This is a genomic window from Amycolatopsis sp. NPDC000009 (assembly GCF_055563465.1).
Map to the genome: position 1 here is coordinate 238,869 of NZ_JBVHDI010000012.1, position 14,797 is coordinate 253,665.

14 protein-coding genes are annotated in these 14,797 nt (G+C 68.1%); 8 read left to right on the forward strand and 6 right to left on the reverse strand.

Going from position 1 to position 14,797, the window contains the following annotated elements; genetic code table 11:
• Positions 1-118 precede the first annotated feature (118 nt).
• The 4 genes from ACZ3HL_RS28735 (at position 119) to ACZ3HL_RS28750 (ending at position 3,038) form a co-directional block, all read left to right on the forward strand.
• A complete protein-coding gene (locus ACZ3HL_RS28735; protein ID WP_465415013.1) occupies positions 119-607 on the forward strand; it encodes a hypothetical protein in 489 nt (162 codons plus the stop codon).
• Positions 608-675: 68 nt separating this feature from the next.
• Positions 676-1,446, forward strand: coding sequence for a YcnI family copper-binding membrane protein (locus tag ACZ3HL_RS28740; protein WP_465534724.1), 771 nt, complete (start codon positions 676-678; stop codon positions 1,444-1,446).
• Positions 1,447-2,010 carry a copper resistance CopC family protein gene (locus ACZ3HL_RS28745; RefSeq protein WP_465414455.1) on the forward strand — a complete coding sequence of 188 codons (564 nt, stop codon included), beginning with the start codon at positions 1,447-1,449 and terminating at the stop codon, positions 2,008-2,010.
• Positions 2,007-3,038: a copper resistance D family protein gene (locus tag ACZ3HL_RS28750; protein ID WP_465534725.1), complete on the forward strand. Its 1,032-nt coding sequence runs from the start codon at positions 2,007-2,009 to the stop codon at positions 3,036-3,038. The genes ACZ3HL_RS28745 and ACZ3HL_RS28750 overlap by 4 nt, the downstream gene beginning before the upstream one ends.
• A 235-nt stretch (positions 3,039-3,273) precedes the next feature.
• Here the strand turns inward: ACZ3HL_RS28750 and ACZ3HL_RS28755 are convergent, their stop codons facing one another.
• Positions 3,274-3,840, reverse strand: coding sequence for a dihydrofolate reductase family protein (locus ACZ3HL_RS28755; protein ID WP_465534726.1), 567 nt, complete (start codon positions 3,838-3,840; stop codon positions 3,274-3,276).
• Between the two features lie 279 nt (positions 3,841-4,119).
• Between ACZ3HL_RS28755 and ACZ3HL_RS28760 the strand changes: the two genes are divergently transcribed.
• The gene (locus tag ACZ3HL_RS28760; protein ID WP_465534727.1) at positions 4,120-6,129 is read left to right on the forward strand and encodes a tetratricopeptide repeat protein; all 2,010 of its coding nucleotides are present in this window, start codon (positions 4,120-4,122) and stop codon (positions 6,127-6,129) included.
• Between the two features lie 212 nt (positions 6,130-6,341).
• On the opposite strand, the gene ACZ3HL_RS28765 is transcribed toward ACZ3HL_RS28760, so the two are convergent.
• Positions 6,342-7,280, reverse strand: a complete 939-nt coding sequence (locus ACZ3HL_RS28765; RefSeq protein ID WP_465534736.1) for a phosphotransferase family protein — start codon at positions 7,278-7,280, stop codon at positions 6,342-6,344.
• Entirely contained in the window at positions 7,240-8,547 is a 1,308-nt protein-coding gene (locus ACZ3HL_RS28770) for a helix-turn-helix domain-containing protein (RefSeq protein ID WP_465415008.1), read from the reverse strand. Before ACZ3HL_RS28770 ends, ACZ3HL_RS28765 begins: the two co-directional genes overlap by 41 nt.
• 423 nt (positions 8,548-8,970) lie before the next feature.
• On the opposite strand from ACZ3HL_RS28770, the gene ACZ3HL_RS28775 reads away from it, so the two are divergent.
• Both ACZ3HL_RS28775 and ACZ3HL_RS28780 read left to right on the forward strand, forming a co-directional pair.
• Positions 8,971-9,345, forward strand: coding sequence for a hypothetical protein (locus ACZ3HL_RS28775; protein ID WP_016330535.1), 375 nt, complete (start codon positions 8,971-8,973; stop codon positions 9,343-9,345).
• 13 nt (positions 9,346-9,358) lie between these two features.
• Positions 9,359-9,772, forward strand: coding sequence for a hypothetical protein (locus ACZ3HL_RS28780; protein ID WP_457958931.1), 414 nt, complete (start codon positions 9,359-9,361; stop codon positions 9,770-9,772).
• A gap of 310 nt (positions 9,773-10,082) precedes the next feature.
• Here the strand turns inward: ACZ3HL_RS28780 and ACZ3HL_RS28785 are convergent, their stop codons facing one another.
• A complete protein-coding gene (locus ACZ3HL_RS28785; RefSeq protein ID WP_465414447.1) occupies positions 10,083-11,339 on the reverse strand; it encodes an MFS transporter in 1,257 nt (418 codons plus the stop codon).
• Complete coding sequence (locus ACZ3HL_RS28790) at positions 11,332-12,654, reverse strand: GH1 family beta-glucosidase (protein ID WP_465534728.1); 1,323 nt, start codon at positions 12,652-12,654, stop codon at positions 11,332-11,334. Before ACZ3HL_RS28790 ends, ACZ3HL_RS28785 begins: the two co-directional genes overlap by 8 nt.
• A gap of 126 nt (positions 12,655-12,780) precedes the next feature.
• On the opposite strand from ACZ3HL_RS28790, the gene ACZ3HL_RS28795 reads away from it, so the two are divergent.
• Positions 12,781-13,425 carry a TetR/AcrR family transcriptional regulator gene (locus ACZ3HL_RS28795; protein ID WP_063276750.1) on the forward strand — a complete coding sequence of 215 codons (645 nt, stop codon included), beginning with the start codon at positions 12,781-12,783 and terminating at the stop codon, positions 13,423-13,425.
• Between the two features lie 547 nt (positions 13,426-13,972).
• Here the strand turns inward: ACZ3HL_RS28795 and ACZ3HL_RS28800 are convergent.
• Positions 13,973-14,797 (reverse strand): IS4 family transposase (locus ACZ3HL_RS28800; protein WP_465534729.1); only part of this gene is annotated, 825 nt, incomplete at its 5' end.

Consider the following 14,797-nt stretch of genomic DNA (forward strand, 5'->3'; position numbering starts at 1 on the left):
CTGCTCACCAGCCGGGAGGACATCGACCACCCGGACGTGCGTCGAATACCCTTCACCCGTGAGTAAAGGCAGCCATCACCGAAGCGCGTTACGCGCTGTGCGTGGTGGCTTGCTCGGCGTGAGTTCGGCGGCCCTGGCCGTGACCGCTCACATGATCGGGGACGGCGATCTCCCCGATACGGCGATGACGTTGTTACTCACGGTGCTGATCGGCTGGAACGCCGCCGCGCTCGCCGCGAAGGCCCGGGGCCCGATGGCCACCATCGTCGATCTCGGCGCCGGTCAGGTCGTGATGCACCTCGTGCTCAGTTCGCTGAGCAGTCACCAGCCACACGACGGACCCGCGCCGCTCTCTGGCGGGCTCGCGATGACCGTCGGGCACGTCGTCGCCACGCTGATCACCGCGTTGCTGCTGGCCAAGGCCGACGGACTGCTGCTCGGCGTCCTCGCCTGCCTCCGCGCGCTGGTCCCCTTCATCCTCAACGCGCTCCCGGTGCCCGCCGCGGTGGCGTCCCCGGTGCTCGCCCGTCCGGCCGGGCCCGGCCACCTCGTCCGCGTGGACCTCCGCCGGGTCCACGGCAGGCGCGGCCCGCCGCTCTTCTCCTGAACCCAGCTCATCCCCCGTAATCGGCGAGGCCCCCGAGCCCGCCGGCTCACTCACGTTCAGGAGTTTTCGTGTCCAAGCACGTCTTCAAGCGCGCCGGTTTCCTGGCCGCCACCGTCGGCATCGCCGGCCTGCTCTCGGCCGGGATCGCCTCGGCCCACGTCACCGCCAACGTCTACGGCCCCCAGCCGTCGAAGGGCGGCTACGGATCGATCTTCTTCCGCGTCCCCAACGAGGAGAAGGACGCCGGCACCACCAAGGTCGAGATCACCCTCAAGCCCGAGTACGCGCTCAGCTCCGTGCGCGCCAAGCCGCTTCCCGGCTGGAAGGCCGAGGTCGTCAAGTCCAAACTGCCCGCCCCGGTGACCACCGAATCCGGTACGCAGATCACCGAGGCCGTCACCAAGGTCTCCTGGACCGCCGAACCCGGCAACAAGATCGCCGCCGGGTCCACCGAGTTCCAGGAGTTCCAGATCAGCGCGGGCAAGTTCCCGACCAACGTCGACACGATCGAGTTCCCGGCCACCCAGACCTACGAGAACGGCAAGGTCGTCGAGTGGAACCAGCCGACCCCGGCCTCCGGTGAGGAGCCCGAGCACCCCGCGCCGACGGTGAAGCTCGCCGAGAAGAGCGCCGACGGACACGGCGGCGGCCACGGCACCGATTCCAAGGCCACGTCCGAGGAAGCCCACGCGTCCTCGTCGTCCGACAACACCGCCCGCTGGCTCGGCGGCGCCGGCCTGGTCGTCGGGGCGCTCGGCCTCGGCGTCGGCGCCGGTGCCACCCTGCGCGCCCGCCGCGCCACCGCCGTCACCGGCAAGAGCGACACCGAAGGAAAGTGAATGCGTAAAGCGATCGTCGCGCTGGCGATCACCGGGGTGGCGTGGCTCGCCACCGCCACCCCGGCGCTGGCGCACAACGTCCTGATCTCCTCGGACCCGGCGAAGGGCGCTTCGATCGCCTCCGGGCCCGCGAAGGTCACGCTCACGTTCGACCAGTACGTCCAGAACGCGAACGTCAACCAGATCGCGGTCATCGGACCGGGCGGCGGACAGTGGGCCGAAGGCCAGGTCGAGGTCCGCGACAGCGTCGTGACCGTGCCGCTGCGCCCGCTCGGCCCGGCGGGCGAATACAAGATCGGCTACCGGATCCTGTCCGCGGACGGGCACGCCGTGACCGGTGAGGTGCCGTTCACGCTCACCGCCGCGGGCACCGGGACCCCGGCGAGCGCCGACGCCGCGCGCAGCAACGCGGGTCAGCCCGAGACCGCCCCGGCGACCGGCGGCGAAGGTTCGTCCGGCGTGCCGATCTGGGTGTGGATCGCGGGCGCCGTCGTGCTGCTCGCCGTCGGACTGACCGTCGCGCTGCGCACCGGCGCGGGTGACAAGGAGAAGAGCGGCTCATGACCCAGGCCGAGACCACCTCACGGGCCCGCGTCGCCGTCCTGTTCTGTTTGGTGACGGCGGGGATCGTCGGCGCCCTGATCGGTGTCGCGCTGACGGCCACCGCCCCGGTCCCCGGGGTCGCGCAGGTCAGCGAGGTGGTCTCGGTCTCGATCCCGATCGTGCGGGTGCTGCTGGACATCTCGGCGGTCGCCACGATCGGGCTGGCGCTGCTTTCGGTACTGGTCGGCTACGACCGGCCGAAGCTCTCCGAACCGATCATGCGGATCGCGCGGCCCGCGGGCGTCGCGGCCGCGCTGGTCTGGGCGACCACCGCGCTCGTCGCGCTGATCCTGCAGACCGCCGAATACCGCCCGGGTTCCAGCACGCTGTCGATGTCGGACGTCGGGAGCTACATCGCCGACGTCGGTGCGGGGAAGGCGCTGCTGATCGTGGCGCTGCTGGCCCTGCTGCACGCGGGACTCGGCGTCCTCGCGCTGAAACACGGCGAGAAGGTGCCCGCCGAGGTCCGCGTCGGGCTCGGCCTGTTCGCGTTGCTGCCCCTGCCGGTCACCGGGCACGCGTCGAACTGGAACTACCACGACTACACGATGATCTCGATGGAACTGCACGTGATGAGCGCCGTCGCCTGGACCGGCGGGCTCGCCGCGATGGCGGTGCTGCTCGTCGGGAACCGGACGCTGCTGGCGCACGCCCTGCCGCGGTTCTCCAAACTCGCGACGCTGTGCCTGGTCCTCGGCGCGGCGACCGGGCTGTTCAACGGGCTCATCGAGATCTCGCTCAACCCGTCGCTCGGCTTCTGGGAAGGGATCTTCACCACGCCGTACGGGCAACTGGTGCTGTTGAAGCTGTTGTGCACCGGCGTGATCGCGGGCCTCGGCGCGTACACGCGCTGGAAGCTGATGCCGCGGATCATCCGGCACAACCGGACGGCGCTGGCCGCGTGGGCGACGCTGGAACTGACGGTGATGGGGCTCGCGTTCGGTTTCGCCGTCGTCCTCACGCGAGCCCCGGTCGTCCCGACGACCTAGTTCGACCGGTGGCCAGAGGCGGTTCCAGACCCGCAGCTGGGCAGACTCGGCTCGTTGCCACTATGCGAAGTTTCGTCAAGGGGTCGTGAGTGGCAAAGAGGGTTAGAACGATCATTGCCACTCACGACCCGGAACAAAGCGCTCAAATCGGTCATGCGGGGACGGCTAAGTGTCCCTTGTGGACAGCGGTGGTCATGATCTGCCCGGCACACGCCGGCTTCGCGGAATCTGTCACCTAGTTCTCCACCGCGTACCGCAGGATCACGACGCCGTTCTCGAACGCGGTGGCCTCGATCGGCTTCAGCTCCCGCCGATCCTCGAAGACGCGCGTCCCCTTGCCGAGCGACACCGGGCAGACCATCATCCGGACCTCGTCGACGAGGTCGGCGTCCATCAGCGACCGCATGAGGGTCAAGCTTCCCCACAGCCACAGGTTCTTGCCGTCCTGTTCCTTGAGCTCGCGGACGGTGGCGGCCGGGTCGCGTGTCACGGTCGCGGCGGGGAAACCGCCCCAAGGGGCGGTTTCCAGTTTGGACGAGGCGACGAACTTGGTGAGGTTGTTGACCTTCTCGCCGTATTCGCCCTGCTCTTCGGCGTGGGGCCAGTAATCCTTGGCCATGGCGTAGGTGTTCGCGCCGAGGATCATCGTGTCGACCGAATCGACGAGCCCCATCACGCTCGCCTTGAACGCGGGCTCGGTCTTCTCGGAGAAGGGTTCTCCCGACACGAAGCTCAGGCCGCCGTCCTCCTCCGCGGCGATGTTGTCGACGGTGACCCACTGCTGAACGATGAGCTTGCGCATGTCCGTCCCTCCGGTTCGCGCGGCCACTCCGGCCGCGTCCGCCCCGGGGACGAAGCCGCCGGGCCGGTCTCGACATCACCGGCACGACTTTTTCGGGAGCTGTTACACACCTTGCTCCATCCGGCCGCATTTGACCGATTTCGCTGTCCTCGCCGGACCTACGCCGGGATGCTCTACGCGTTCGCTGGGGTTAACCCGAAGAGGGGAAGGTAGATGGGCGGCCCGTTGCCGGGTGAAAGTGAAGTCAGCACGCCACAGGTACCGCGCCAGCGATCGGCGGTGAGGCTCACCAGACAGGTGAGTTCGGGGCCACGTCAGCTCCCGCCCGCCCCCGCGCATTTCACCAACCGCACGGCCGAACTCGCGCTGCTCGAAAAGCTCCTGTCCCAGAACGACACCGACGGACCGGCGGTGCACCTGATCAGCGGTCAGGGCGGGATCGGGAAGACGGCACTGGCCACCGCGTGGGCCCGGCACCTCGGCGACCGGTTCCCGGACGGGCACCTCTGGGCGGATCTCGGCGGATTCAGCACGAACGGCCCGCTCTCCGCGAGCGAAGCGCTCGGCCGGTTCCTCCGGGCCTTGGGTGTTCCGCCGGAAGGGCTGCCCGCGGACGTCGAGGAGCTCACCGCGCTCTACCGCACGACGACCGCCGAGCGGCCGTTGCTCGTGCTGCTCGACAACGCCGGTTCGACCGAACAGGTGCTTCCGCTGCTGCCCGCCGGCGGCGAAAGCCTCGTGATCGTGACGTCGAGGCGCCGTCTGGGCAGGCTCCAGACCGAACATCGCGCGCGGCTGGTCGAGCTGGCGCCCTTCGGTTCCACGCACAGCGCCGAACTGCTGGGACGCGCTGTCGGCGAGGAGCGGGTCGGCGCCGAAGCAGCGCAGGCGCGGGCCATCGCCGAGCTGTGCGGCGGCCTGCCGATCGCCCTCACCACGGTCAGCGCCAAGCTCGCGGGGCGGCCGAAGATGTCGCTGGAGAAGATCGCCACCGAGCTGGGGAAGGAATATCGTCGACTGGCCACGCTCTCGACGAAAGAAGCGCAATCGGTGGAAGCCAGCTTCAACCTCTCCTACGACGAACTCCCCTCGGACGCGGCCGCGCTGTACGCGGCGCTCGGCCTGCATCCCGGCCCCGACTTCGGCGTCGGCGTGGCCGCCGCGTCGATCGCCGTCCGCGAAGAGGTCGCCGAAGACCTGCTGGACCAGCTCGTCGACGTCGGCCTGCTGATCGACCGCGGCGACGACCGGTACACCTTCCACGACCTCGCGCGGCTGCACGCCAAGGAGAAGACGGCGGGTAACTCCTACGACCGCGACATCGCGGTGCGCCGCATGCTCGAGTGGTACCTCTTCACGGCTTCCAAGACCACCGTCATGACGGTCCCCGACCAGGATCCGATCCCGTACCGGTACGAATACCGGCCGCCGACGCCGGTCTCGTTCGAGTCCGCCGACGAGGAACTCGCCTGGCTCGAACGGGAACGCGAGAACCTCATCGCCGCCGTCGAGACCGCCGAAACGTGGCAGCTGCCGGAACTCGGCTGGCAGCTCGCCGCCGCGATGTGGCCGCTCTTCCTGCTGCGCAAGCACTATCCGGACTTCCTGAAGGTGAGCCAGGCCGGCGTGCGGTGCGCGCGGACCTGGGGCAACGCCTCCGCCGAAGCCCTGATGCACAACCGCAGCGGCGCCGCCTGCCGCGGCAGCGGCCGGTACGACGAGGCCGTCGCGCATTACGAGGCCGGCCGCGAAGCCGCGCGGAAGGCCGGGGACGAGGTCGTCGAGATCCGGTCGGTGGAAGGGCTCGGTCTGGTCGCGCTGGCGCAGGGCAGGCTCGAAGACGCGGTGAAGTGGTTCACCGAAGACCACCGGCTGAGCGAACGCCAGAACCGCGCGCACGACGTCGGGCTCGCACTGATCAACCTCGGCTCGACCCAGCTCAAGGCCGGGCGGCCGGAGCCCGCGATCGAGCACCTCACCCGCGCTCGCGAGGTACTGGCCGCCGATCCGTACAACGTGGCCCGCGCCCGGACCGAACTCGGCCGTGCCCTGACCGCGGCCGGGGACCTCGCGGCCGCGCGAGCCGAACTCGAAGCGTCGCTGGCCACCATGGAGGCCAGCGGGTCGAGGTTCGAGGTCGCCAGGGCGCTGTCCGCGTTCGGCGAGATCGCCGAGGCGGAGGGCGACGCCGACGAGGCCAGGCGGTTCTACGACCGGGCGTTGCCCATCCTCGTCGGCCTCGGCCGCCCGGAGGCTGACGCTCTGCGCACGCGACTGGAGCGACTCTGACCCGACGGCACCGATCGGTACCCGGCGACCGGGTGAACTCGCGTTGCCGAATAACGCAGCGTAGTTGCAAGTTGCACATTCGGGGGAGCATTGGGCCGGGAGAAGTGATTAGCCCGGGCGAATTCGTCACCGTTTGATCGGCGAATTCGGGCAAGCGACGAACGGTCATTCGCCGTCGGCGAATGCACGTGCAGATACCTTTCCCGAGGGAGTCACCGATACCGGTTCCAGCGCGCCCCAGTACGCCCGTTCCGGAGATCGTTCAACCGTTTCCGCAGTTCATCCCGCACGCTGGGATGACTCCGGAGAATCGGGAGGACACTCGTCGTGAGCTTCAGTTCACGGATGGCACGCAGTACCGAGAACCCGGACCAAGTGGTCACGTCGAATCCGTATCGCTGCGCGAACACGCGATAGCGCGCGGGTGGATCACCGAACCGTTCACGGCCGACGGCGAGTGGCGTCAGATCCCATTCCGGCGGCCCGACACAGGACGAATCGAAATCGCACAGCACCGGTCCGTCCGGTCCCGGGATCACGTTCCCGGTGTGCGCGTCCCCGTGGACGAGGCCGCGGGGCAGGGGGAAGTCGAGGTTCGTGAGCGCGGCTTCGAGCTCGGCACAGCGTTCGAGCAGGAACCGCCGGTCGCCGTCGGTCAGCTCCTCCGCGTCCGAAACGCGGGCGCGGACCGCGGCGAACGGCGCCCAATCGGGGAGCCCCTCCGGAGGTTCGAGCGCGTGGACCCGGCGCAGCAGCTCGGCGAGATCGGCCGACTTCGCCTTCCGGCCGGTCGGCGGCACCTTCCACCAGACCGTCACGAGATGTTCGCCGACCGGCAGCGGCTGGTCGAGGCCGGGAACGAGACGGATGGCCGGCACGTCGTGCCGTTCGAAGTGCCGCGCGACCCGCACGACCGTGCCGACGCGGTGCCGCAGCCGGGTGGAACCGACGATCCGGACGACGAACGGCGCGCTCGCCAGCTCGTAGACGGCGTTGTTGGTGAACCTCAGCAGGCGGGCGCCCTCGGGGTCCACGCCCAGCAGATCGCACGTCCGCCCGAGGGCGTCGCGCAGGATGGCGGGCGTGAACCGGCCGCCCGGACCGGTCGGCTCAGGCTGCGTAGAAGGAGTTGAGGCGGTCGGCGAGGTCACGGGCATCGGCGTTGTTCCGGCGGCGTTCCGCCTCGACCTGCAGCGGCCGCATCCGGTCCTTCACCCGCTCCGACTTGATGCCTTCGGCGCAGTCGATGGCCTTCGAACCCACCTTCGCTCCGTGGTCGAGATCGCCTTCGAGCAGGTGGTTCGTCGCCAGGGCGCTGAGCATGAACGTCTTGCTGCGGGCCATGTCGTCGGTGTAGGACTCGACGGCCTTGGTCAGCGCGGGGATCGCGTACTTGGTGTGCTCGGCGTTCTTCTCGGCGAGCACGGTGTGCACGGTGCCGATCATGGCGTAGACGTCGGTCTCGGTGAAGAACTTGACCCAGGACTCGGCCTCGGCCAGATCGGCGCGGGCGAACTCGTCCTTGCTCCGGCCGAGCAGCTTCGTGGCCTGCTCCTCGTTGCCCATCATCGCGTAGGCCCAGGCCTCGTTGGCGCAGAGCACGGCGACCGCCAGCTCGGAACCCGATTCCTGGGCGGCGATCTGGCCGAGCTGGAACAGTTTCAAGGCGTCGTTGGGCGCGTCGTTGTGCAGGTAGACCCGGCCCATCCGGTACAGCACGTTGGCCACCAGCGGGTGACTGTCGCCCTGTTTGGCCAGGTCGAGCGCGTTCGCGAAATGACCGCGGGCGGAATCCATGAGGCCGGTGTCGAAGGAGGTCCAGCCCGCCAGGCTGTGCAGGTCGGCGAGCGCGACGTACAGCCTGCTTTTGACCATCTCGGTGCCGTTGGACTCGAGCATCTGCTGTCCCCAGGACAGCTGGGCGACCACGGCGTCGCGGCAGAAACCGCCGCCGTACTGGTAGTCGAGGGACCGGAGCGCTCTGGTCGCGGCTTCCACCTGGCGGACGTCCGTCATGCCGATCCGCCCGGGGGCGGGCGTCTTCGCGGGGCCCGCCGACCACGTACCCGATTCCGGACCGAACACCGCCGCACCCATCGTGACCTGGGCGGCGTGCGCGAGGAACCTCCGTCGCTTCACGGACTCGTCCTCCTCCGCCTGCTGGCCGTCGGCAGCACCGACGACCTTTATCGCTGTCGCCTCGTCATAGGCGAGACCCATGTATCCCCTGGGGACACCAAGGCCGTCAGCGATGCGGGTGAGCACGTCGTACGCCATCACCTGGCGACCCTTGAGGATCTCGGACACCTCGGACTGCGATTGGCCGGTCATCGCGGCGATCTGACGCTGCGAAACACCGTGCTTGCGCAACAGCCGGTACACCGACGAGATCTCCCGGCTGGCCAGTGCGGCTCGCATCTCCGGCTGCTCCCAGGCATCCGGTGGCACGGGGTGACTCTGGCGACCCGAACCGCTTGCAGCGTCCGAGCCGGCGACAGCGCCGCCACCGATACTGGCGTCCATTGCGCCCCCTCACAGTTCCGTTGGGGTCGAGAAACAGCGTAGGCACACCTATTCAACCGTGCGAAACACCGGATCGCCCGTCGTGATCGGCCCGGCAGAAGTCGTTTGACCGCTTACCGTGAAACCTCGTCCGGTCACCGCTATGACGGCGGTTCGACCTTCTATCGCACTCGGTTTCACATCACTGTAGTTGTCAGATCTCCGTGACCGACCGGCCACCGGCAGCGATCACAGAGAGCTACCAAGTCTCCGAACCCCCTCAGGGTGCGGACACGCGGATACGAAGACGACGTGGAACGAGAGAGCGGAGAAGAGCCAGTGGAGTTCGTGGACTCGATCGCAACAGGCTCCATCACCGCGGGACGGCCCGGTATGGCCACGCGCCACCTGCGTGCGGCCGGCCCCGCCGGTCAGCAGACGGTCGCCGTCGCCCCCGGCGCCAACCGTCCGGTCTCCCCTTCCGCCCCGGTCGACCCTCGTACCGCGAGTGTGCGCCGTTACGAAGGCGGACAGCTGGTCTGGCGCGTGCAGTGCGGCGATCTCATCAGCCGTGAACGCGCCGTCACCGTGTTCGTCGAAGACAACCAGGTGGTTCTCGTCTCGCCGCCGGGAGAGACCGCGCGCCTGACCTCCGGCCAGCTCGGCCAGCTCAGGGCAGCGCTCAACGAAGCCGCCAAGATGGCGGAAAGGTAACGGTGAGTTCTCCGTGGATCAGGTCCTAGGGCAAGTCCTCCGCAACGCGGTTTGGGAACGCCTCGACATGCTCTCCGATCTCGCGAACCGGGCGGACGCGCAATCGCTCGTCTCGGTCGCCCGCTCGGAGCTCCCCCGCCTGACCGAAGGCTGGCGCGCGATGCTCCTGGCGCACGAGCCCGACGAGCGCGGGGACTGCCCCACCTGCTCGACCCGCTGGCACAAGTGCAAGGCTCCCTGCTCGGTATGGCAGGTCGCGCACGAGCACCTGGTCGCCGGCGGCCTCGCGCCCCAGCAGACCGCGGCCTCCCAGGACCACCGGCGCGAAGCCCGCCGCCGCGTCCCCGGACAGAGCAGGGTGAGCGCGGCGGAAACCACCGGCAGGCACGCGCTGGTCAACCCGCGCCGCCCCGCCATCACGGCTTGAAAGACCGGCGAGTGAACGGCGGTCCGAGCGCCCCCTCGGCAACCACGCCACGATCTCGCCTTCGCCGGTGGCGGTTCGCGCGTACCCCCGAACGCGTCGAGCCGCTCTCGGTAATCACTCCGGTCCCCACCGCGATTAATCGAAAATTATCGGCAGAACACCTAGCGAAGGCAGTAATCGGTCGCTAGGTTGATGATCACAAACGCAGCGCGATACCTGCCCCGGAGCGCGCTGCCATCCCCGAACCCCGCGGGCCGGTGCCGTTGCACTCCCCTCCCCCGACCGGCACCGGTCCGCGGTCTCCAAAGGCCTAGCGAACGCCCTTCACCCGCGTGACCAGCACCGCGGCGATGACGGTGGACAGCGCCGAGGCCGCGAAGAGGCTCGGATATCCGCCCAGGTAGGCCAGGATCGGCGCGGTCAGCATCGGCGCCACCACCTGCGGCAGCGAGTTCGCGATGTTGATGACCCCGAGGTCCTTCGCCCGGTCCTGCGCGGCGGGCAGCACCTGGGTGAGCATCGCCAGCGCGACGGCCATGTACGCACCGAAACCGACACCCAGCAACGGTGACGCCGCGAGCGCGGCCGTCCAGTTCTGCCAGACGACGAGCAGCGACGCCGCGATGGCCATCACCGCCGACGCCGCGAGGACGTACGGCTTGCGGCGTCCCGATTTGTCGGAGAAGTGCCCGGCGATGAGCGCGCCGACGACGAGCGCGGCGCCGTACAACCCCATCATGATCAGCAGGCCGGTGTCCGGGTCTTCGTGGTGCACCGCGTCCTTCAGGAAGAACAACAGATAGAGCGTCCCGAAGGCGTTGCCGAGCCCGATCATGAAGTGACAGCCCCACGCCCAGGCGAAGTCCGGATGTTTCCGCGGAGAGATCCACAGGTTCGCGAGCACGTCCCGGGTCCGGGCGGACGGCCGGAACGCGACCGGCAGCCGCGCGTCCGGCGTGCGAAGGACGAACGCCGCCGCACCCGCCAGCACGATGGCCGCGCACGCCGCGTATCCCAGCGGGAGACCGGCGAGGTCGAGCAGCACCACGACCACCACCGCGCCGAGCACGGTCCCGAGCATCTGGGCGATGCCGACCAGCCCGCCGACCTGCGCGCGCTGGGGCACCGGAACGCGGTCCGCGATGGCCGAGACCAGCATCGCGAGCATTCCGTTCAGTCCCGCCTGGACCAGGCACCAGCCGAACACCATGACCGCGACGTTCGGCGCGAACGCGAGGACGAGCAGCCCGGCCGCGGCGACCGCCGCCCCGGCCGCCGTCCACGGATGACGGCGGCCGCGGGCCGAGCAGGTGCGGTCCGACAGCAGGCCGACGGCCGGGTTGGCGATCAGCGCGACGACCGCGCCGATACCGGTGACCAGGCTGAACACGGCCTCCTTGTTGGCGGCGTCCAGCAGCTCGGCCTGTTTCGGCAGGAGAACCTGGATCGGCGCGTAGACCCCGAGCCAGAGCGCGATATTCGCGAAGAACAGCAGGCTCGTCCAGCCCGCGCGGACCCTGGCGACCGGTTCGGCGAGCGCCTCGGGCAGCTCCCGGACCTCACTCATGGCGGATCCGGTCGCGGTACCAGCCGAAGGAGTCCTTCGGTGTGCGCTTCTGCGTCTCGTAGTCGATGTGCACCAGGCCGAAGCGTGGCTGGTAGCCCTTCGACCACTCGAAGTTGTCCATCAGCGACCAGACGAAGTACCCGCGGATGTCGACGCCGGCGTCCATCGCCTCGCGCACCGCGACGAGGTGACTGTCGAGGAAGTCGATGCGCTCCTGGTCGTGGACGTGTCCGTCTTCGGCGACGACGTCGTCGAAGCTGCACCCGTTTTCGGTGATGTAGACGGGCGGAAGATGCTCGCGATAGCGCTCGTGGAAACCGACGAGCAGCTCGCGCAGTCCATGCGGGACGATCGGCGAATCGTTGGTGGTCATGGGATATCCCTCGATCGCGCGAAGCTCGAAGGGCAGCGGGTTGCCTTCGCCGGGCGCGGCGACGCCCTGCGGCTCGTAGTAGTTCACCCCGTAGAAGTCGAGCGGCTGCGCGATGGTGGGCAGATCGTCGGCGAATCCCACCGGGAGGTGGTCGACGACTTGTTCGGGATATCGGCCGAGTAGCACCGGATCCGCGTAGGTGCGGTTGATGAGGGCGTCGATCCATTCGCCCGCGGTCCTGTCCTCCGGCGAATCGGAGGCGGGCCAGATCGGCGAATGATTGTTGGCGGTGCCGACGCTGCGGGCACCGGCTGCGCGGAGGGCCTGGACCGCCAGACCGTGCGCGAGATTCTGGTAATGCGCGGTGGGCAAGGCGTCGAGCAGAAGCGTCTTGCCTGGCGCGTATTCGCCGATCGCGTAGCCGAAGATCGACATGACCATGGGCTCGTTGAGCGGGATCCACATTTTCACCCGATCGGAGAACCGTTCGCCCACGATGGCGGCATACTCGCCAAAGCGTTCGGCGGTATCACGGGAAAGCCAGCCGCCCTTGTCTTCGAGCGCCTGCGGGAGGTCCCAGTGGAACAGCGTCCCGGCAGGCGCGATGCCGGCGGCGCAGACCTCGTCGATCAATTCGTCATAGAAGGCAAGGCCTTCGGCGTTGGGCTTGCCTTCACCGTCGGGCTGGATCCTGGGCCAGGCGAAGGACATCCGGTAGGCGCCGACCCCGAGTTCGGCCATCAGCGCGATGTCCTCGGAGTAGCGGTGGAAGTGATCGGCCGCTACCTTGGCGTGCTCAGCCCGCGCGATCTTTCCCTCCGTTTCGGTGAACGTGTCCCAAATGGACTGTCCTCGGCCGCCTTCCCCGGTCGCCCCCTCGATCTGGAAGGCGGAGGTCGAAACACCCCACAGGAATTCGGACGGGAAGGTCGGATTCTCCACCGGCGGCACACCTTTCCTCTTCAGACTCGGCCGAACATGAAAAGTTCTCAGATACTATGCCTTCACTCGACCGGGGGGAACCCTGTCGGCACGATAAAGTCGCAGATCAGCGAAGGAGGAGCCCGAGTGTCCGACATCCAGGCCGCGAAACCGCAAGCGGAGACGACTCCGCTCCGGCGGCAGCCCGTTCAGCAGCGCAGCGCCAAGCGGGTGGAGCAGATGCTCGACGCCAGCGCCCAGCTGATCGACGAACTCGGTTACGACGCGTTGACGACCACGCTGATCGCGAAGCGCGCCGGAGTGGCCGTCGGTTCGCTGTACCAGTTCTTCCCCGACAAGCGAGCCGTGGTTCAGGCGCTGACGCAGCGGAACCTCGAACGGTTCGTCGCTTCGGTGTCGGAAACGCTGAACGAACTCGCGCCCGAACACTGGTGGGACGTCGTGGACTCGATCCTCGACATCTACCTCGCGATGCACCGCGAGGTGCCCGGTTTTTCGAAGGTCCACTTCGGTGACGTCGTGGACCGGCAGCTCCTCGACGAGACCCGCGACAACAACGCCGTCATCGTCGACGCGCTCACCGACGTGCTCGCCGCGCGGATCCAGTCGCCGCCGGACGACATCCGGTTCGCGCTGACGATCGCGAACGAGACGGCCGACGCGCTGCTGAAGCTGGCCTTCCGGCGGGACCCGCGCGGGGACGAGCGGATCGTGGCGGAGGCGAAGTCGGTGGTGAAGGGGTATTTGGCGAGCAAGTTCGGGGAGGCATGAGGGGTTTCGGTGCCGCGGGGGCGGGCTGAAGGACGCTTTCGGCCCACGTCCGTCCACTATGGACCCCCGGATGTCCCGAAGGCCCCCTTTGAGACGTTGAGCGTCCCCAAGGGGGCCTTCAAGTCACCGCTGCTCCATTCGTGTCCACCGGCGCCCAAACCCAACACCCCACCAGTCACACGACCCCCAACAGCCACGTCTCCACCCACTCTGACCTGGCTTTACCGACTTATCCACACAAGCTGTCCACACCCACCCACAGTTGTGGACAACCCTGCCCCTCACTCCCCGGAACCCCGCCCCCCGACACCCCCTCCCGATACGCTGGTGCAGGGCGCGCCCCCCAGGGATCAATGCCACTTACTTAGCATTTCCGCAGGTGGACACGGGTGTTCGAGGCTCTTCTGGCCGGTTTCGGGTACGGATGGCGATGATTGGTGACTTGTCGTAGCGGACGCTGGCGGGGCCGGTTTTCTTCTTGTAGCGGCTTTGGGTTTTCTTCACGGCGCGGGGACAGCTGCGGTTCCGTCGTGCCGGGTTGAGCCGGTCAAGGATCTCGGAGATCGCTTCCCGGGTCGCTTGGCGAAGTGTTTCGGGGGGAAAACGCCGCCTGGTCACTGACCTGGCGGCGGACCGCCCGGAATGAGCGGATAAAGGATATCCTGTCGACGTCGATATCGGCCTGTTCGGCCGCCTCGGTCATCAGATGCCGTATCGCGTAATGTGTCAGCAGGAGCGCCCAGAGTTCCTGTCGGACCGTTTCGGCGTGTTTCGACCGTAACACCACAGTCGAGCCGCCACGAATATGGGTTTCGATCTCATCGAATACTGATTCCTCCTCCCATCGCTCGTGATAGACAGCGGCGAGTTCCGCGGCCGGCGCTTCGACTGGTTCCAGAATTGTGGTGATCAGCCGGATGATTTCGTTCCGGCCATCTCTGTTGGGGATCTCGTATTCGATTACCCGGAGCGGGATATAGTCGACCGCTGTGCCGCTGGCGCGACGTTTCCGCTCGTATTCGCGATTGTGACGTTTCTGCTGCGGGTCGCCGACCTCGGACAGATAGGATCCGTCGGGCAGCACTGACAGCACGGGCAGGTTGAGCTCGGACTGGACCCGCCAGACCAGGTCCGCGCCGGTTTCCGCGGCGGCTTTCCACAGCTCATAGCTATAGAACCCGGCGTCGGCGAGGACCAGCATCCCCGGCTCGAACGCGTGCAGGAGCCGAGCGACCTGTACCCGCTCTTGCTCCTTCCACGGATCGATCTCCGCTGCTATCACCGCGCGGGTGCCGCACTCAACCAGCGCCGCGACCCGTGCCTGCGGAAACGGCGCGGGATTCTTCCCGCCGCAACGACCGAAACCCTTCTC